This is a genomic window from Flavobacterium taihuense (assembly GCF_019351435.1).
Lineage (GTDB): Bacteria > Bacteroidota > Bacteroidia > Flavobacteriales > Flavobacteriaceae > Flavobacterium > Flavobacterium taihuense.
In genome coordinates this window covers 109,639-130,064 of sequence record NZ_JAHWYN010000006.1, presented here as the reverse complement: position 1 = coordinate 130,064, position 20,426 = coordinate 109,639, and the positions used below count along the sequence as shown (strand labels likewise).

The window sequence follows — 20,426 nt, the reverse complement described above, 5'->3', positions numbered from 1 at the left end:
GTGATGAAAGTAGTTATTGCAGAAAAGCCAAGTGTCGCTAGGGAAATAGCTGTTCTATTGGGAGCCTCTGAAAAAAAGGATGGGTATTTGACAGGTAATGGTTATTATGTTACGTGGGCTTTTGGACATTTAGTGGGGTTGGGTATGCCGGAAGATTACGGCATTTCCGGATTTCAGAAATCATCACTGCCGATACTGCCGAATCCCTTTTTACTTAGGGTGCGCAAGGTAAAAAAAGACAAAGATTATACGGCAGATATGGGAGCATTAAAACAACTGAAAGTTATTGAACAGCTCATTGACCGTAGTGAAAAAATTATTGTCGCAACCGATGCCGGACGTGAGGGTGAACTAATATTTCGTTACATCTACGAATATTTGAAATGCAACAAGCCCTTTGAACGCCTTTGGATTAGTTCGCTAACCGAAAAAGCAATCAAGCAGGGTTTTGAGAACCTAAAACCCGGAAGTGATTTTGACGGATTATATCAGGCTGGGCAGGGCAGGAGCAGAGCCGACTGGCTAGTGGGGATCAATGCTTCGCAGGCACTCTCGATTGCCGCAGGAAATGGTATTTATTCACTCGGTAGAGTACAGACCCCTACACTGACTTTGGTATGTAAGCGCTATCTGGAAAATAAGAACTTCTCGGTACAGAAATATTGGCAGATACAGTTGTCCCATACAAAAGAGTTCACTGACTTTGAAAGCCTGTCCAAAAACAAATGGGAAGATAAAAAGCTAGCGGAAGATGCGTTGAAATCAATTGGAAGAAACGGGAATACTGCAATGGTCACATCCGCAGAAAACAAATACGTGACGGAACAACCGCCTCTGCTGTTTGATCTGACAGGCTTGCAAAAGGAAGCTAATAAAAAGCTAGGCCTCACGGCTGAAGAAACCATGAACATTGCCCAAAGCCTGTATGAAAAGAAATTTATTACTTATCCGCGTACCGGAAGTAAATACCTTCCTGAAGATCTGTGGGCAGAGATTCCCAATCTTATCAGGGCTTTGCAGGATATGGAAACCTTCAAGCAAGCAGTAACCAAAGTGAAATGGGGGACTTTCAATAAACGTATCGTGAATGATCTTCGTGTTACAGATCATCATGGTCTACTCATTACGGACAGAATCCCTTCGGCATTACAGGCAAAGGAAAATGCCGTTTACAATATGATTGCCTTTCGAATACTGGAAGCAATTTCACAAGCTTGCACAAAAGAGACAACCGATATTACTTTACAGGCTTTGCATTATGATTTTGTCGTGAAAGGCTGCAAGATATTGGAACCAGGCTGGCGTTCGATCAAAGGCAGTTTTTCAGATGATGATGCTGAACCAGTGCAGGAATTGCCCAAGCTGAAAGAAGGTGATGAACTCAAAATCAAACACGCTTGGGTGCTGGAAAAGAAAACAAAGCCTCCTGTGCTTTATACAGAAGCAGGGCTTTTAGCAGTTATGGAAACTGCGGGAAAGGAAATAGAGAACGAACAAGAGCGCAAGGCATTAAAAAGCATTGGCATCGGTACACCCGCCACAAGGGCTGCCATCATCGAAACCTTGTTTACCCGTAATTATATCCAAAGGGAATTGAAATCCCTGATACCTACCGGAAAAGGATTACAGGTGTATGAACTTATAAAAGATAAAAAGATTGCAGACGTAGCGATGACCGCCGAATGGGAGTTGATTTTACAGAAAATAGAAAACAACGAAAGTAACGTAGATACCTTCCAGAAGGAAATGGAAAACTATGCTACATCCATTACCAATGAATTGTTGCAAACTGTCATTGCGCAAGAAAATCTAGCCATGCTTGACTGCCCCAAATGCAAAAATAGGCAACTGATTATTAGGGATAAAATTGTCAAATGTCCTGATGAGGTTTGTAATTGGATACAATTCCGAAATGTGTGTGGTGTGCAAATTGGTATAGCTGATATTGAAAGTCTTGTGAACAAAAGGAGAACCTCTCTTATAAAAGGAATGAAAAGCAAAGCCGGAAAGGAATTCGATGCTTATATCATATTGAATGATAAAGCCGAAAGCTCTTTTGAATTTGAAAAATCTAAATTTCCGAAGACAAAATGAGCAATTCTATCATTACTAGTCTGGATATTGAGAACCGAATTTATACTATACGAGGACAACAGGTTATGCTCGACAGTGATCTCGCAAGGATTTATCATGTAGAAACCAAAGTCTTCAATCAGACTGTAAAGCGAAATACAGACCGCTTTCCTGAATCCTTTTGTTTTCAATTGAAACAGGATGAATTTGATACTATAAACTTGAGGTCACAATTTGTGACCTCAAGTTTGAATTATGGGGGAAGGCGTTATTTGCCTTATGCTTTTACCGAACAAGGAATTGCGATGCTTTCAGCGGTACTCCGTAGTGATATTGCCATAAAAGTAAGCATCGAGATAATGAATGCCTTTGTGGAAATGCGTAAGATGCTAGTTAATAACGCAGGCTTGTTTCATCGACTGGATAAGATAGAATTGAAACAGGCAGAATCAGACCAGAAATTTGAAGAAATCTTTAAGGCACTGGAAAGCGACAAGCTCCACAGCGAAAAAGGAATTTTCTACAACGGTCAAGTTTTTGATGCCTATACTTTTGTCTCTGATATTATCCGCAGTGCCAGCAACTCCATTCTCTTGATTGATAATTATGTGGATGACACAGTGCTTATCTTATTGGGTAAGAGAAATAATAATGTTACCGCAACAATCTATACCAAAAGTATAAGTAATCAGTTGCGGCTTGATGTGCAAAGATTCAACAGCCAGTACCCTCCAGTTGAAGTTGAAGTTTTTTCTAATGCCCACGACCGTTTTCTCATAATTGATAATACCGAACTCTACCATATCGGAGCATCATTAAAAGACTTGGGTAAAAAATGGTTCGCCTTTTCGAGAATGGATATTGAGGTAGGCAGAATGCTCCAAATTTTAGCCGTTTAGCAAAATTCTAAACAAAATATAGTATGAATACAAAACAAAGAGACCTGTCGTATTATGCATTAAGAATACAGGAACTATTGAATACGAGCTTCCCTGGAAGAGCTTGGGATATCAAATTTATCAACCAGCGTTCAAGCAGGGCGGCTAATGCGTATGAAGATGCTTTTCGCGCAGGGAACTCCGTCAGCCAATGTGACCATATTGCCAATTGTGTCTTATTTGAAGGATTGCACTTTTCAAAATTTGACATACTTTTTCAAGTTGTCTGCAATGAGTTCGATACCAGAATGGCTGATGAGGAATTACGACCATTTGCCTTAAAGATGTTACCCGTTTGCGAACTTGTTTTTACAAACTATGAATTGACGGATGACTTCACCTATAGCATTGAGTTTAACCTGCTCTATACCGAACTGACTGGAACCATAGCCATTTGGATAGAAGAAAATGGGCTTCAGTAAACGCCAACATCTCCAACGGAACATTGATGCCCTGCGAATTGCTTTTAAACTGGAAAAGGAGAACGGAAAAGCCTCCGAAGGCGAAAGGTTGCTAATGATGCAGTACAGTGGATTTGGAGGTCTTAAATTTGTGTTGAACCCTGCCCAAAATCCGGTAGACATTAACCATTGGAGAAAGACCGAACACGAACTTTTCCCCCTCACTCAGGAACTCCATAGGCTTCTAAAGGAAAATACAACTGATGAGAAACAATACCGTAGTTATGTGGACAGTATGCGGAGTTCTGTACTGACTGCATTTTACACCCCGCCTCAGGTCATTGATGGGATTTCTGCTTCCTTAAAAGAAAGTGGTGTAAGCATCCAAAAACTTTTAGAACCCTCTGCCGGTATTGGCTCTTTCATACAATCTTTTGTAAATAAAGATGTAGCACAGGTTACCGCTTATGAAAAGGACTTGCTTACCGGAAAAATTTTAAAACAACTCTATCACGATAACACTATCCGCATCAGTGGTTTTGAAGAAATAACCGAAAAGGAAAGAAATAGTTATGACGTAGTAGCTAGTAATATCCCTTTTGGGGATACGTCCGTATTTGACCTTTCCTATTCCAGAAGCAGGGACACGGCAAAAGTGCAGGCTGCGCGAAGCATACACAACTACTTTTTCATGAAGGGAACCGATATGCTCCGTGAAGGGGGTATATTGGCTTTTATTACTTCACAAGGTGTGCTGAACAGCCCAAAGAATGAATCCATACGCAGGGCATTGATGAAGGACAACAACCTAGTGTCTGCCATTCGGCTTCCGAATAATTTATTTGCCGATTATGCTGGTACAGAAGTAGGAAGTGATTTGATAATTCTGCAAAAGAATACTGCAAAGCAAAGTTTGACCGAATCGGAAGAACTGTTTTGTCAGAGCCAAATAACGGAATACAATACATCAAGCAATGCCTTGTTTCAGGATAACGGAAGGATTATATACACTACACAGATGTTAGCTACTGATCCTTATGGACAACCTGCATTTATCTGTACCCACAAGGATGGTGTGGAAGGAATTGCCAAAGATATGAAGCGAATGCTATCGGATGATTTTAGGGAGCATCTGGATATTGGCTTGTATAAAGGTGAGCGAAACGATGCACCTGTCATAAAAATTCCGATAACACCAACGGTTGTACCTCACGTTGCTCAATCTGTAACTATTACACAGGAAGCACAGACATTATCTACTCCAACAACAAATAAGGCAATTGTAAAAGAAGAAAGACAACTAAGCATTTTTGACCTGTTTGAAAATTTAGATGAACGAGTGGCCGTTGTTGTTCCTGATAAAGCAGTTAGAATAAAAAAACAACCAACCAAAATAAGAAAGGGAGTGAATGGGCATCAAGCAAACCTATTCAGTGGTTTGGTGCGGCAATCCTACTTACCTTCAGTTTCGACTTCTCTTGTAAATAACAATACACCTAATGAAAGGAATGCACAGGAAGTTATCGGAGATTTGTTTTCAGCACTGAACATAAATAGCTTGGACGAAAAGATTACCGCAGGTAACACCATTGCTAGATCTGCAATTTATACCAAAGAAATACAATTTTTTCACCGAAGCGATTGCCTTACGGTAGATAATGGTTGGGTTGGCTATCTTAAAGATTTTGATAATGATAAGCAGCACGCAATGTTTCATCCTTTGCAGTTGCCTCCATTGCAGAAAGCAAGAGCCGAGGCCTATATTTCTGTACGGGATACTTACCTCGATCTATACCAGAAAGAAGCCCAACTGCAAACCGAACATAAAGAGGAAAGGGAAAACCTTAACAAACTGTACGATGCCTTTGTGAAAAAGTACGGCAATCTGAATAATGCGGAAAATATTAAGCTTGTCAAAACAGACAGTTCAGGTAAGGAAATCCCTTATCTGGAGCGTGTGGTGGGTGGTGTGGTACGCAAGGCCGATATATTCCACCGTCCGGTAAGTTTCTCTATTACAACATTAACTACCGATAAACCCGATGAGGCGTTGGCTGCATCGCTGAATAAATACGGCAATGTTGATTTGGACTTTATGTCCCAAATCAGCAGTATAGCATTCAACGATTTGAAGGATGCATTACGTGGTAGCATCTTTTACAATCCTATGGAAAATCAATATGAAATAGCTGAAAGATGGATAGCCGGGAATGTAGTGGAGAAAGCCGCTGCTGTAAAAACCTACCTCGAAATAAATTCCAGTGATGCAGAAGCAAAACAAAGTCTTAGGGCTTTGGAAGAAGCCCGACCCAGACGTATCGAATTTGAAGAGTTAGATTTCAATCTTGGAGAGCGCTGGATACCGACAGGGATCTATGCCTGTTTTGCTTCTCATATTTTTGATACGGACGTGCGTATCCAGTATTCTGAAACTTCCGATGATTTTTCTATAAAATGCGATAAAAAAAATGTGCATATATGGGATAAATATGCCGTCAAGTCTGAAAGCCGAACGTTTGACGGGATTGCTCTGCTGAAAAATGCATTAGTCAATACCACTCCCGATATTACCAAAAAGGTCATGATTGATGATAAGGAGATCAAGGTACGGGATATGGAAGCCATACAGATTGCGAATACAAAGATTGATGAAATACGTACAGCTTTTACCGAATGGCTTCACACCCAAAATGATGAGTTCAAAAAAAGACTAACCAATCAATATAACGATACCTTTAACTGTTTTGTACGTCCGCAGTACGACGGAAGCCATCAGGAATTTCCCGGACTGGAAAGAAAAGGCTTAGGTATTAACGATCTGTATTCGAGCCAAAAGGATACAGTATGGATGATCAAGCTGAACAATGGTGCTATTTGCGATCACGAAGTAGGAGCGGGGAAGACATTGGTGATGTGTACCGCATCACAGGAGATGAAGCGTTTGGGAATGGTACACAAACCAATGATAATAGGATTGAAAGCCAATGTTCATGAGATTGCAGAAACGTACCGTAAAGCCTACCCACACGCTAAAATTATGTATCCTGGCAAAGAAGATTTTACCCCACAGAAAAGGCAACGGATTTTCGGAGATATTAAAAACAACGATTGGGACTGCGTGATATTGACCCATGACCAGTTTGGCATGATACCCCAGTCGCCAGAAATGCAAAAGGAAATCCTACAAGCCGAACTTAACAGCGTGGAAGATAATCTTGTCACTTTGGAAGCACAGGGTAAAGAGATTTCAAGGGGAATGCTCAAAGGTGTAATCATTAGGAAACAGAACCTTGAAGTTAAGCTAAAAACTTTGGAACATGACATTGCCAACCGTAAAGATGATGTAGTGGACTTTAAGATGATGGGTATCGACCATTTACTTGTTGATGAAAGCCACCAGTTCAAAAATCTGATGTTCAATACCCGTCATGACCGAGTTGCAGGTTTGGGCAATATGATGGGAAGCCAAAAAGCCATGAACCTGCTTTTTGCCATCCGCACCATTCAGGATCGCATACAAGGTGATATGGGAACTACCTTTCTTTCAGGAACAACTATCAGTAATTCCTTAACCGAGTTATATCTGTTGTTTAAATATCTGCGTCCAAGAGCATTGGAAAAACAGGGCATTAACTGCTTTGATGCGTGGGCGGCTATCTATGCAAGGAAAACGACTGATTATGAGTTTTCGGTAGCAAATAATATAGTGTCAAAAGAACGCTTCCGGTACTTTATCAAAGTGCCCGAACTAGCCCAGTTTTATTCGGAAATTACGGATTACAGAACCGCTAAGGATATTGGTATTGACCGTCCGGAAAAGAATGAGGTACTATATAATATACCGCCTACGCCGGATCAGGAAGTGTTCATCCAGAAATTGATGGAGTTTGCTAAATCAGGAAATGCGACCTTATTGGGGAGACCACCGCTGACAGACCGTGAAGAAAAAGCAAAGATGCTAATTGCTACGGATTATGCTCGCAAGATGTCGCTCGATATGCGGATGGTAAGCAGCAAATATCATGACCATCCTGATAGCAAAGCTTCCCATTGTGCTGCTAATATTGCCAAGTATTACCAAAAGTTTCATGCACAGAAAGGAACACAGTTTGTCTTTTCGGATTTAGGCACTTATAAGCTAGGAGAATGGAACGTATATGGGGAGATCAAGCAAAAGCTTGTAGAGTACCACGGCATACCGCCCAACGAAGTCCGTTTTATACAGGAAGCTAAAAATGATAAGCAGCGTAAGGAGCTTATCAGCGGTATGAATGAAGGAAAAATCCGTGTGCTGTTCGGTTCTACAGGTATGCTGGGGACAGGCGTAAATGCACAGAAAAGAGCTGTTGCCGTTCATCACTTGGATACCCCATGGAGACCAAGTGATCTTGCCCAACGTGACGGAAGGGCTGTCCGAAAAGGCAATGAAATAGCCAAGTTCTTCGCCGATAACAAGGTGGATGTGATTATCTATGCAGTTGAAAAATCGCTGGATAGCTACAAGTTTAATCTGCTGTACAATAAACAGCTTTTTATTGACCAGCTTAAAACTAATAATCTCGGAAAGCGGACCATTGATGAAGGGAGTATGGATGAAAAATCGGGAATGAATTTCTCTGAATATGTAGCCATATTATCGGGTAATAACGATCTTTTGGAAAAAGCAAAATTAGAAAAGCAGGTCGCCGGATTGGAAAGCGAAAAACACGCATTCAATCGTTCCAAGTTCAGCTCCAAATACAAGTTGGAAGACACTACCATTGCGCTGGAATCTGCCAGATCACGATTGGAACGAATGAGCCTTGATTGGGAAAACCTGCAACAACGCATACAAAAACGGCAGGACGGTACGGTACTGAACCCTGTACAACTTGATGGATTATCACTTCATGGAGATGTTAAACAGATTGGAGCCAAGTTAAATCAGATTGCCGATACAGCTCGTACTGGAGGTCAATATGAAGAAATAGGCAGACTGTATGGATTTACGTTATTGGTTAAAACCGAAATATCCGAAAAAGAGGGTGCTGATATGAAAATCAATCGTTTTTTTGTACAGGGTGAAGGCAACATAAAATACACCTATAATAATGGTTTAATTGCTAATGATGCAATGCTTGCATCAATGAATTTCCTGAGTGCTTTGGAAAAAATACCAGGATATATCGAACAAGAACAAAAGAAAGTTACCGAACTGCAAAAAGATCTGCCTGTACTTCAGGAAGTCGTCAATGGTATATGGACGAAGGAAAATAAGTTGAGTGAACTAAAAACTGAACTGGCGTCGATTGACAGGAAGATACAGCTATCTATTACTACAGAACCGAAAGAGCAGGAAGATGCTATAAAAATCAATAATGTTGAGGAAAGGTCTTCTGTAGGTTTAAAAGCAATGTAATTTTATTGGTGATAACAAAACACTCCTTTTTGTTTAGCGGTAAATTTTGAAATGCACCTTAATTTTTGGCTTCTGAGGCGTAATTATCTAACTTGTTAAGAAAGTGCAGCGAAAAATATATTTTTTAACAATTGATTAGTAAACAATACATATAATTTGATTAATTTTGTTACAAATTAAAGTACAAAATGAATAAATTTCACATTATAGTAATTATATTATTTGGATTCTTATTGATACCAAGTAGTTCTTTTGCGTGTGAAAATAATTCATCTAAGCATTCTGCTGCAAAAGAAACTTCTTCAAGAATGGATAATGATGATTGTTGCAAAAATGACAGTCATTCAAAAAATAAAAACCACGACGGTTGCGGTGGTAAATGCAATCATTCAAAATGTGCTTGTGCGACTTCTTGTAGCAGTTGTACAGTTGCTATCAATGAGTTGAAATTTAATAGCAATCTTTTTAATTTCGCGTCAGAAAAACAAAAATTTCACAATTACGAAACCTCCATTTCTTCAGGTTTCAATTCCTTATGGCTTATACCAAAAATAAGCTAAATCAAATTTTGACAGCCACAAGTGTGTCAAATCGAAAGCAATTCTTGCTTTTAAATCATCTATTTTATCACCTAATCAACTATTAAATTATGGCTTTTTGCTATTGTTTACTTATGCTTTAGCGTGTTCAATTTAAAATTATCTAAACTTATTAACGAAACTGTAACTCACTAAATCGAAAATTTCGACGAAGGCATTACCTTGTTTCATAAAATCAAATAAAATGAAAAATTTAATTATCATATTAAGCGTTTTCTTAACAGCAATCACATCAGTATCAGCTCAAAAAGCTACAAAAAAAGAAAGTCCTGAAACAATTTACGTTTGCCCTACCCACCCGGACAAGATGAATCCAAGTTCAGGAAAATGTCCTGAATGTGGAATGGTATTGACAAAAATTACCGAAAAAGTACCTACTTACGCCACAAAAGGTAGTCAACCGATGACTAAAACGGTAACCAAATATGTTTGTCCAATGGATGGATCAACTTCTGATAACCCAGGTGAATGTTCTAAATGTGCAATGAAGATGGTAAAAACTACCGAAAAAGTAGATACCCACGCTCTAAAAGGCAGTCAACCTAGAAGCAAAATGGTAACTAAATACGTTTGCCCTACAGATGGTTCAACTTCTAAAACTGAAGGAAAATGTTCTAAATGTGGAACGGGAATGGTAAAAATTACTGAAACAGTCGATACCCACGCACTAAAAGGCAGTCAACCTAAAACTAAAATTGTGACAAAATATGTTTGCCCAATGGATGGTTCAACCGCTGATACCAAAGGGGAATGTCCTAAATGTGGAATGGAAATGAAAGAAATGAATAATCAAAAAAAGGAAGAAGATCATAAACATTAATTTCTTGAATTAATAAAACCTGTAGGGTTTCTAGACCCTTTGGTAAAAAAATCTTTAAATAAACCCAAATGAAACGTAGAAATTTTATAAAATTATCTGGTTTATCAACTACTGCCATATTAGTAAGTAGCAGTATTCCGTTTCTTTCCTCTTGTTCAAATAGCAATATGGATATGGATATGGGAGGAAATATGAATATGGGGCAACCAGTTCCAGTAACAGAAGGTAACTTTTCAGCCCTATTTGCAATTCCTCCAATTGTTGGTGGGACAACTATCCTTACAGCACAAAATGTTACAGTAAATAGTAATGGATTTGGAAGCATCAAAGGGTTAGGTTATAGTTTAGGTAGCTTACTTGGCCCTACTATGAAACTAAATAGTGGTCAATCTATGAATGTAAACTTTGTAAATCAATTAAACGAAAAAACCAACATTCATTGGCACGGACTAAAAATACCAGCTAATATGGATGGACATCCCGAAAATTTCATCAATGCTGGAGGTTCCTTTAATTATAATTTTACGGTAAATCAAAGAGCCGGATTGTATTGGTACCATCCACACGCTGAAGGAACAACAGGCAAACAAGTTTTTCAAGGTTTAGCAGGCTTAATTATCGTCAATGACAGTGAAGAAGCAGCATTGAATTTACCATCAGGTAATAGAGAACTACCATTGGTAATTCAAGATAAAAGAATTTCAGGAGGAAGCATTCCTTATGCACCTACAATGATGGATCAAATGACGGGTTTAATGGGGCAATACATACTTGTTAACGGTGTATATGCTCCAATTCACAATGTTGAAACTGCAAAATATAGAGTGAGAATACTAAACGGTTCTAACGCAAGAATTTACAATTTAGCGCTATCAAATGGAGCTTCATTTACAGTTATTGGCAATGATGGTGGCTTATTGGCAACACCACAAACAGTAAACAGTCTGATTATTGCTCCTGGAGAACGTGCTGATTTAATAATTGATTTTAGTTCAATGGGGCTGAATTCAGAATTATTTTTAATCAGTAAAACTTTTGTTGGTGGAAATGCACAAGGAACACAGGAATTTAAAATAATGAAATTCAAAGTCGCTACACAAGTGGTTGACAATTTTAGCATTCCAACTACTCTTTCTTCCATTTCTCAATTAACCGAAAGTATGGCTACTAAAACTAGAAGTTTTGAAATCTCTAATGTGGATAGTGGTTCAATGTCAGGAATGATGATGCACACAATCAATAATAAAAGCTATGACGCAAATAGAATTGATGAATTAGTTAACAATGGAGCAGTCGAAATCTGGACTTTTGATAACACAAACGGTGCAGAACCACACCCAATGCACTTGCACGGTGTACAATTTCAAATACTAAATCGAATTGGCGGAAGAGGTACACTTACAGCTTTAGAAAAAGGATGGAAGGATATGGCTTTGTGTATGCCGGGCGAAAAAGTAAAAGTTTTAGTCCCATTTAATGGTTATACAGGAAAATTCGTTTTTCACTGCCATAATTTAGAACACGAGGAAACTGGTATGATGGGACAATTTCAGGTTTCATAAAACGGTACACTTTTACAAAATTTAAAAATACTTTATCAATAACAATTTAAAAATAAACAAAATGAAAAATTTAATTCTTTCAGCCATTGCGATGGCATTCGTATTAGTTTCTTGTGGCCAAAAAAACAAACAAGAAGAAACGGTCAAAACAGAATCAACAACTGGACTTGTTGCACAATCCGACTTCTCAATTGATATTATTGTGAAAAATTATTTGGCAATTAAAAATTCATTGGCAAATGATGATTCTGATGCTGCGGCTGATGCGGGAAAAGTATTGTCAGAGACGATGGCAAAAACTGGTATGGAAAAGGTTTCTTCCGACCAGATGGAAACTTATATGAGTATAGCAGATGATGTAAAAGAACACGCAGAGCATATTGGAGATAATGGAGGAAAGATAGAACACCAAAGAGAACACTTTGTAACTTTAAGTAAGGATATGGAAGACTTAATTCAATTATTCGGAACCAATCAAAAACTTTATCTGGATTTTTGCCCAATGGCAGATGACAACAAAGGTGCTGTTTGGATAAGCGAAACCAAAGAAATTACAAACCCTTATTTTGGAAAAGATATGGCTACTTGCGGTTCTATAAAAAAAGAATACTAGAATGAAAATAATCATCAAAAAGATACTTTTTATAGGGTTAATTATTTTTTTGTTGATGCAGTTATATCAACCTGCTCGAAACATAAGTTTTGAGCAGGATATAACTGGCAATTTTACAAAAGTGTATAATGTACCTAAAAACATAGAAACCATATTACGTACCTCTTGTTATGATTGCCATAGTAACAACACCTATTATCCTTGGTACTCTTACATTCAACCCTCTCGGTTTTTTATGGAAAGTCATATTGCAGCCGGAAAAGAAAATTTGAATTTCAATGAATGGGGAAATTATAGTGCCCGTAAACAAAATAATAAATTAGATAGAATTGCAAAACAAATCAAATCAAACGAAATGCCTTTGTCGTCCTACACTATGATCCATAAAAACGCAACCCTTTCAGCCACTCAAAAAAAAGAAGTATTGGATTGGATTTCACAACTAAAAGACAGTTTATAATTAATATTTAAAAATAAAAAAAGATGAAGAAATTAAAAATGAGTATAGCAACAATACTATTGTTAGCAGTAACCTATGTGAACGCACAAGATGGACACAACCACAACCACAACACAATGAAAATGGACAGTAAGAAAATGGATCATAGCAAAATGACTATAAAAAGCGATGCGAAAGCGGAGGCGATTTTAAGTGATTACTTCAATTTAAAAGATGCTTTGGTGAATGATGATGCCAAAAAAGCGGCTCAAGCAGGGTCAAAGTTGATAGCATCCCTAAAGGCATTTAATAGAAAAAATTATGAAGGTATGCAACAAATGAAACTTATCGAAATTATTGCAGATGCAACCGAGCACGCAGAACACATTGTAAAAAGCCCTATAGATCATCAAAGAGAACATTTCAAAACATTGAGCAAAGATATGAGCGATTTGCTTGCCATTACAGGAACTGCAAACACATTATATGAGCAGTTTTGCCCAATGTATGACAAAGGAAGTGCGTGGTTAAGCACAAGCAAAGAAGTAAAAAACCCTTATTATGGAAGCAAAATGCTAAAATGTGGGAGTGTTAAAAAGCAAATTAACTAAACTAAATTAAAAATAATGGTAGAAAAATTAATAACATTCTCACTACGAAATCGAGCCGTTGTATTGTTGGTTTCTGCTAGCTTATTTGCTTGGGGAATTTACAGTGTACAACAAAACCCTATTGATGCCATACCTGATTTATCCGAAAATCAAGTGATTGTTTTTACGGAGTGGATGGGAAGAAGCCCACAAGTAATGGAAGATCAAGTCACTTATCCTTTGGTTTCAAACCTGCAAGGTATTCCTAAAATTAAAAATATTCGTGCTGCCTCAATGTTCGGGATGAGCTTTGTCTATATCATTTTTGAAGATGATGTAGATATATATTGGGCAAGAACCCGGGTTTTAGAAAGGTTAAATTATGCTCAACGCTTGTTGCCTCAAAATGTAGTTCCAACTTTGGGTCCTGATGGTACAGGTGTAGGTCACGTTTTTTGGTATCATTTAAATGCGAATGGTATGGACTTGGGAGAACAAAGAGCCTTGCAAGATTGGTATGTGAAATTTGCCTTGCAAACCGTTCCGGGAGTTGCCGAAGTGGCTTCTTTTGGTGGATTTGAAAAACAATATCAATTAGTGTTGGATCCATTGAAAATGCAATACTATAACGTGAATATGATGGAAGTGATGAATGCCGTCAAGACCAGCAATAACGATGTTGGTGGTCGAAAATTTGAAATGAGCAATATGGCCTACATTATCCGAGGTTTAGGCTACATAAAAAACGTAAAAGATGTAGAAGACATTGCTATTAAAAACTATAATTCCGTTCCGGTAAAAGTTAAAGATATTGGTTCAATACAAATGGGTGGCGATTTGAGACTAGGTATTTTTGATGAAAATGGTAATGGTGAAGTTGTTGGCGGAATTGTAGTAATGCGTTATGGCGAAAATGCCGATAAGGTAATTACTGCTGTGAAAGAAAAAATGAAAGAAGTCGAAAAAGGATTACCTGAAGGAGTTACTTTTAAAACATCTTATGACAGAAGCGAATTGATTGAAAAAGCAATAGAATCAGTCAAAGGCACTTTAATCGAAGAAATGATTGCCGTTTCTATAGTTGTTTTATTGTTCCTTTTTCATTGGCGAAGTGCGCTTATTATTCTGATACAATTACCCATTTCTGTTGCTATCGGATTTATACTGTTGGAAGCTTTTGGTATCTCTTCCAATATTATGTCATTAACGGGTATTGCTCTGGCAATTGGCGTTGTCGTTGATGATGGTATCGTAATGGTAGAGAATGCATACAGGACAATTTCGGAGAAACAGGAAGAAATGGATAATAACCAGTAATTGGAAATAAGATGAAAAATAAAATTAAAAATATATTCAAAAAAGAAAACGATCCACTATCTCCTGAAGATAAGTTGAAGCTTATAGAAAGCTCTTCAAAATTAGTTGGTCCAGGTGTTTTCTACTCAACAATAATTGTAATTACATCCTTTTTGCCTGTATTTCTTCTCACAGGAATGGAAGGCAAATTATTCGGACCATTAGCTTGGACGAAATCGTTTATACTGATAGTTGATGCCTTTTTAGCCATTACACTTGTACCAGTGCTAATTAGTTTTTTACTAAAAGGAAAACTTCGCCCAGAAGACAAAAACCCAATTAACAAAAAAATAGAAAGCATTTATACACCCATTTTGATTTTTTGTTTAAAATGGAGGAAAACGGTATTGGGCATCAACATCATTGCATTGCTGATTGGCGTATTGATGTTTACAAGGCTTGGTTCCGAATTTATGCCCCCTTTAGATGAAGGATCTGTATTGTTTATGCCAGTCACTTTGCCTGATGTATCCAACTCCGAAGTAAAAAGAATTCTTCAAGTTCAGGACAAATTGATAAAATCAATTCCCGAAGTGGCTCACGTGCTTGGAAAAGCAGGCAGGGCAAATACGGCAACGGATAACAGTCCAATAAGTATGGTGGAAACAATTATTTTGTTAAAACCTCAAGCAGAATGGCGAGAAGACAAAACCAAAAATGATATTATCACCGAAATAAACAACAAACTGCAAATCCCTGGCGTGACCAATGGTTTTACGCAACCTATCATCAACCGCATCAATATGCTTTCGACAGGAATTAGAACCGATGTGGGAATAAAAATCTACGGAGCAAGTTTAGATACTATCAATGTTTTGGCTCAAAAAATTAAAAAAACATTGGAAGGAACTTCTGGTGTAAAAGATTTGTATGCCGAACCGATTACGGGCGGAAAATATATTGATATTGAAGCAAAAAGAGACGTTATTGGCAGATACGGACTAACCATAGATGATATAAATAACGTAGTTGAAGCTTCAATTGGAGGTATGAAACTCACCACGACTATCGAAGGAAGACAGCGTTTTTCAGTCAATGCACGATATGCACAAGAATACAGAAATAGCATTGAAGCCTTAAAAAAACTACAAGTGCAAACAATGGATTTTGGTCCAATACCATTAGAAACTGTAGCTAATGTAAAAATAAGTGATGGCCCTCCAATGATAAACAGCGAAAATGCAATGCTTCGTGGCACTGTGTTGTTCAACGTTCGGGAACGTGATTTAGGAAGTACGGTAAAAGAAGCGCAGAAGAAACTCAATGCAATGATGACTAAAATGCCAAAAGGATATTATGTGGAATGGAGCGGACAATGGGAAAATCAAATTCGAGCCAACAAAACATTAAGTTTAATACTGCCTATTGTTGTGGTCATTATATTTCTAGTTTTATATTTTACTTACCATTCTATGAAAGAGGCGTTAATCACAATGATTACAGTACCCTTTGCTCTAATTGGAGGAATATTTATGGTTTATTTTTATGGAATCAATTTATCCGTTGCTGTTGCCGTCGGATTTATTGCTCTGTTTGGAATGGCTATCGAAACGGCGATGTTAATGACCATCTATTTGAATGAAGCAATGAATAAAATGGTAGAAAAGTACGGAAATAGTAAGGAAACCATAACTGAAGAAATATTGAAACAATATATTATTGATGGTTCTGCCAAAAGGTTAAGACCAAAATTGATGACTGTTTCGGTTTCCATATTTGGATTAATTCCCATTCTTTGGGCAACAGGAACAGGATCCGATATAATGCTTCCCATTACTGTCCCACTAATTGGAGGTACCATTACTTCCACGATTTATGTATTATTAGTAACACCAATTGTTTTCGAGATTGTAAAGCTTCGTGAATTGAAAACAAAAGGTAAAATAGATCTTATAGATGTTAAAGAATAAATTTTATATAGCCATCATAAGTTGTTTGATTTTAAGCGCCACTAATCTGGCAGCCCAAACACTTTCTTTGGATAATATCTTGAGTACAATCAAGACAAACAATCCTCAACTAAAAATGTATGATGCCGATATTCAAAGTATGGATGCAGCGGCAAAAGGAGCTAAAAGCTGGATGCCTCCTCAGGTGGAAACCGGTTTTTTTATGACACCCTACAATACCAAAATGTGGAAAGCAGATGAAATGAACCCTGGTATGGGAAGTTATATGTTGGGAGTTACGCAAATGATACCGAATGCTTCCAAGTTAAAAGCGGATTCTAATCTTATGAATGCAATGTCTTCTGTTGAAAAAGAAAACAAAAACTATACAATTAATCAATTGAAAGCATTGGCAAAAACAAATTATTATCAATGGTTGGTTTTAAATAAAAAAATAAAAATAGCCAATGATAATTTGTCACTTTTAGAGTATATGATTAAAAGTATGGAGATACGCTATCAGTATAATATGGACAAATTGCCAACCTATTACAAAGCAAAATCACAATACAGCGCATTAGAAAGTATGATTCTGATGTTGCAAAATGATATTTCCCAAAAGCGAATTATGCTAAACACCTTGATGGCAAGAGATAAAAACACCGCATTTGAAATTGATGAAACATACGAAATAAAAGATTTCAATTCGGCAGTATCAGATACAACTTCCCTTTCTAAAAACAGAAGCGATGTGAAAGCCATAGAAAAAACGATGGAAATAAATCAACTCAAAATTGTAGCCGAAAAAACAAAATTATTGCCCGAGTTTGGGATAAAATACGACCATATGTTTGCTTTTGGAACACAACCTCAACAGTTCTCCTTATTGGGTATGATTACCATTCCTATGCCTTGGTCAACTAAAATGAATAAAGCAAATATCAATAGTTTTCAAATTAAAAATGAAAGTCTAAGTTGGCAAAAACAAATGATTTTGAATGAAGCCACAGGAATGATTTCGGGAATGAATACAGAACTGACTTCCTTAAAAAAACAGTACGAAATCACCCAAAAAAGTATCATACCTGCTTTACGAAAAAATTATGAAACCGCAATCTTGGCTTGGCAAAATAATACGGGTGATTTATTTGTCACTCTCGATGCTTGGGAAGCGTTAAATATGGCTCAAATTGATGCGTTAGATAAATTACAAAATATTTTGGCAGCACAAGTAGAAATTGAAAAACAATTAGAAACCAAATAATTATGAACAAGTATATAAAATATGGTTTGGCTCTTATTGTAATTTCCATTATCGGAATTGCAATCTATTTCTTTGCCAAAAAATCAGACAATCATTCAGAAATGGAACATCAAAACGAGGTTTACACTTGTTCGATGCACCCTGAAATCATTAGAGATAAACCCGGAAATTGTCCCATTTGCGGAATGACTTTGGTAAAAAAAGTAACAGAAAACAATTCCGTTGACGACAATTCCATCGACAATCTTATAAAACCTACCGACAATTTTATAGTAGGTAATTATCAAACGACAACGGCAATAGACACCACCTTAAGCAGTGAAATAAATCTACCGGGAATTGTGGGATATGATCCCAATTCATCTGTAAACATTGCAGCTCGAATGAGCGGAAGAATCGAACGAATGTATGTCAATTATAAATACCAAAAAGTTAATAAAGGACAAAAGCTATTTGATTTATACAGCCCGGAATTACTGACAGAGCAACAAAACTTCATTTATATGATTACTGATGATGTTGAAAATCCTTCGATTATTAATGCATCCAAACAAAAATTGTTGCTTTATGGAATGACCCAGAATCAAATAAATGCTTTGACCACTTCCAAAAAAGTAAATCCTAAAATTTCAATTTACAGTCCCGCTTACGGAATTATTGAAGGAACAGAAACGATGGATAACACAACTAATGATGTTATGCAAAGTACAAGTAACAACACTGAAGTTTTGAATGTTAAGGAAGGAGATTATATAAAAAAGGGAGAAGTCATTTTTAAACTATTAAATACGGATAAAGTCTGGGGAATATTCAATGTTATCCAAGGGTATAATAGTGTAATTAAAAAAAATCAATCTATCAAAATTACTACCGAACTAGACAAAGATGAATTCATAGATGCAAAAATAAATTTTGTCGAAACACAATTAAATGCTGCTGATAAAACCAATAGAATTCGAGTTTATTTAAATAACAATAAATTGAAATTACCCATTGGTTTGCGATTGCAAGGCGTTGTGAAAACAAATCCAGTAAAAGGAATTTGGATTCAAAAACAGTCAATGGTAAGCATTGGAAACAAGAAAATAGTTTTCTTGAAAATGGAAAATGGCTTTAGGGCATCCTCCATAAAAACAGGAATTGAAATGGATGATTTTATTCAAATTATTGAAGGTATTTCCGTAAAAGACACCATTGCCAAAAATGCACAATATTTAATTGACAGCGAAAGCTTTATTAAAACCGAATAATGATGAAGACAATAAAAAAAATAAGTTTAGTATCCATACTATTTATGGTAATGATAGCTTGTAATACTAAAGAAAAAGAAGACCATAGCAAACACAATAAGAGTGCAGCAACAACATTTTACACTTGTTCTATGGATCCACAAGTTAAGGAAGACAAACCAGGTAAATGCCCTATTTGCCATATGGAGTTAACCCCGATAAAACAAGATGACACAGAGGCTAACGAAATAAGTTTGAGTAAACAGCAAATACAGCTGGGAAATATCACTACCCAAACCATTTCAGAAACTCAAAGCAGTTTAGAGCAAAATTATACGGGAGTCTTGACCATTAATCAAGAGAAAATCAAAACCATTTCTGCAAGAGCAATGGGACGAATTGAAAAGTTATATTTCAAAACCGTTGGTGATTATGTGGCTAAAAACCAAGCCGTATATCAATTGTATAGTGAAGATATTGCCATTGCCAAACAGGATTATTTCACGGCACACAAACAACTGGCAATGCCTGGCGATTTTGGAAAGAATGCCCGAAATATGCTCAATGCAGCAAAACAAAAACTGTTGTTCTTTGGTCTATCCAATGCCCAAATTGAAAGTTTAAAAACCCTCAAAGATGTTTCTCCATATACAATTTTTCACAGTACAGTCAGTGGAACAATATCGGAAATAAGTACCACAGAAGGCAGTTATGCAATGGAAGGTTCTAGCATCATTAAATTGGCTGATTTAAACAGTCTTTGGTTAGAAACACAGGTCAACGTAAACTATGCTAAAAATCTAAAAATAGGACAAAAAGCCAAAATTACATTTACCGATTTTCCTGATAAAACCATAAATGCACAAGTCTCTTTTATCAATCCAGAAATAAATCCAGATACTCGTCTGCTTTTAATTCGATTAGAAATACCAAATCCAAATTTGCAATTAAAACCTGGGATGCAAGCGATGGCAAAATTAACACAATCTAATCTGAAAGGATTGTATATCCCTGTTGATGCAGTTATCAGGGAAGAAAACGCTTCCTATATTTGGGTTGAAAAAAGACCGGGAGTATTTGAAAACGTAATGGTTGAAACAGGAATAGAAACCAATGGAATGATAGAAATCAAATCTGAAATAGACAGTACAAAAAAAGTCGTGATTACGGGTGCCTATGCCATAAACAGTGAATATAAATTCCGAAAAGGCAGTGACCCAATGGAAGGAATGAAAATGTAATATTTAAAAACTAA

The 20,426-nt window shown here is 37.0% G+C and carries 15 protein-coding genes; all 15 read left to right on the top strand.

Features of this window, described 5'->3' with window-relative positions; all coding sequences use genetic code 11:
• The first annotated feature begins 3 nt into the window (after positions 1-3).
• The 15 genes from KZH69_RS08605 to KZH69_RS08535 all read left to right on the top strand — a co-directional run bounded on the left by KZH69_RS08605 (position 4) and on the right by KZH69_RS08535 (position 20,412).
• Positions 4-2,094: a type IA DNA topoisomerase gene (locus KZH69_RS08605; protein ID WP_219317030.1), complete on the top strand. Its 2,091-nt coding sequence runs from the start codon at positions 4-6 to the stop codon at positions 2,092-2,094.
• A complete protein-coding gene (locus KZH69_RS08600) occupies positions 2,091-2,972 on the top strand; it encodes an ORF6N domain-containing protein (protein WP_219317029.1) in 882 nt (293 codons plus the stop codon). Before KZH69_RS08605 ends, KZH69_RS08600 begins: the two co-directional genes overlap by 4 nt.
• A gap of 23 nt (positions 2,973-2,995) precedes the next feature.
• Complete coding sequence (locus KZH69_RS08595; protein WP_219317028.1) at positions 2,996-3,433, top strand: DUF1896 domain-containing protein; 438 nt, start codon at positions 2,996-2,998, stop codon at positions 3,431-3,433.
• Positions 3,420-8,810 carry a helicase-like domain-containing protein gene (locus KZH69_RS08590; protein WP_219317027.1) on the top strand — a complete coding sequence of 1,797 codons (5,391 nt, stop codon included), beginning with the start codon at positions 3,420-3,422 and terminating at the stop codon, positions 8,808-8,810. Before KZH69_RS08595 ends, KZH69_RS08590 begins: the two co-directional genes overlap by 14 nt.
• A 188-nt stretch (positions 8,811-8,998) precedes the next feature.
• Positions 8,999-9,370, top strand: a complete 372-nt coding sequence (locus KZH69_RS08585) for a hypothetical protein (protein ID WP_219317026.1) — start codon at positions 8,999-9,001, stop codon at positions 9,368-9,370.
• Positions 9,371-9,593: 223 nt separating this feature from the next.
• Positions 9,594-10,229 (top strand): heavy metal-binding domain-containing protein, encoded by a 636-nt coding sequence (locus tag KZH69_RS08580; protein ID WP_219317025.1) that lies wholly within the window; start codon positions 9,594-9,596, stop codon positions 10,227-10,229.
• A gap of 68 nt (positions 10,230-10,297) precedes the next feature.
• Positions 10,298-11,791 (top strand): multicopper oxidase family protein, encoded by a 1,494-nt coding sequence (locus tag KZH69_RS08575; protein WP_219317024.1) that lies wholly within the window; start codon positions 10,298-10,300, stop codon positions 11,789-11,791.
• 61 nt (positions 11,792-11,852) lie between these two features.
• A complete protein-coding gene (locus tag KZH69_RS08570) occupies positions 11,853-12,404 on the top strand; it encodes a DUF3347 domain-containing protein (RefSeq protein WP_219317023.1) in 552 nt (183 codons plus the stop codon).
• 1 nt (position 12,405) lies between these two features.
• Entirely contained in the window at positions 12,406-12,864 is a 459-nt protein-coding gene (locus KZH69_RS08565) for a heme-binding domain-containing protein (RefSeq protein ID WP_219317022.1), read from the top strand.
• 23 nt (positions 12,865-12,887) lie between these two features.
• A complete protein-coding gene (locus KZH69_RS08560; protein WP_219317021.1) occupies positions 12,888-13,454 on the top strand; it encodes a DUF3347 domain-containing protein in 567 nt (188 codons plus the stop codon).
• Between the two features lie 15 nt (positions 13,455-13,469).
• Positions 13,470-14,750 carry an efflux RND transporter permease subunit gene (locus KZH69_RS08555; RefSeq protein ID WP_219317020.1) on the top strand — a complete coding sequence of 427 codons (1,281 nt, stop codon included), beginning with the start codon at positions 13,470-13,472 and terminating at the stop codon, positions 14,748-14,750.
• Between the two features lie 11 nt (positions 14,751-14,761).
• Positions 14,762-16,699, top strand: coding sequence for an efflux RND transporter permease subunit (locus tag KZH69_RS08550; protein WP_219317019.1), 1,938 nt, complete (start codon positions 14,762-14,764; stop codon positions 16,697-16,699).
• The gene (locus KZH69_RS08545) at positions 16,686-17,942 is read left to right on the top strand and encodes a TolC family protein (RefSeq protein WP_219317018.1); all 1,257 of its coding nucleotides are present in this window, start codon (positions 16,686-16,688) and stop codon (positions 17,940-17,942) included. Before KZH69_RS08550 ends, KZH69_RS08545 begins: the two co-directional genes overlap by 14 nt.
• A gap of 2 nt (positions 17,943-17,944) precedes the next feature.
• Positions 17,945-19,192: a heavy metal-binding domain-containing protein gene (locus KZH69_RS08540; protein ID WP_219317017.1), complete on the top strand. Its 1,248-nt coding sequence runs from the start codon at positions 17,945-17,947 to the stop codon at positions 19,190-19,192.
• A gap of 2 nt (positions 19,193-19,194) precedes the next feature.
• Positions 19,195-20,412, top strand: a complete 1,218-nt coding sequence (locus KZH69_RS08535) for an efflux RND transporter periplasmic adaptor subunit (RefSeq protein ID WP_219317016.1) — start codon at positions 19,195-19,197, stop codon at positions 20,410-20,412.
• Positions 20,413-20,426 lie beyond the last annotated feature (14 nt).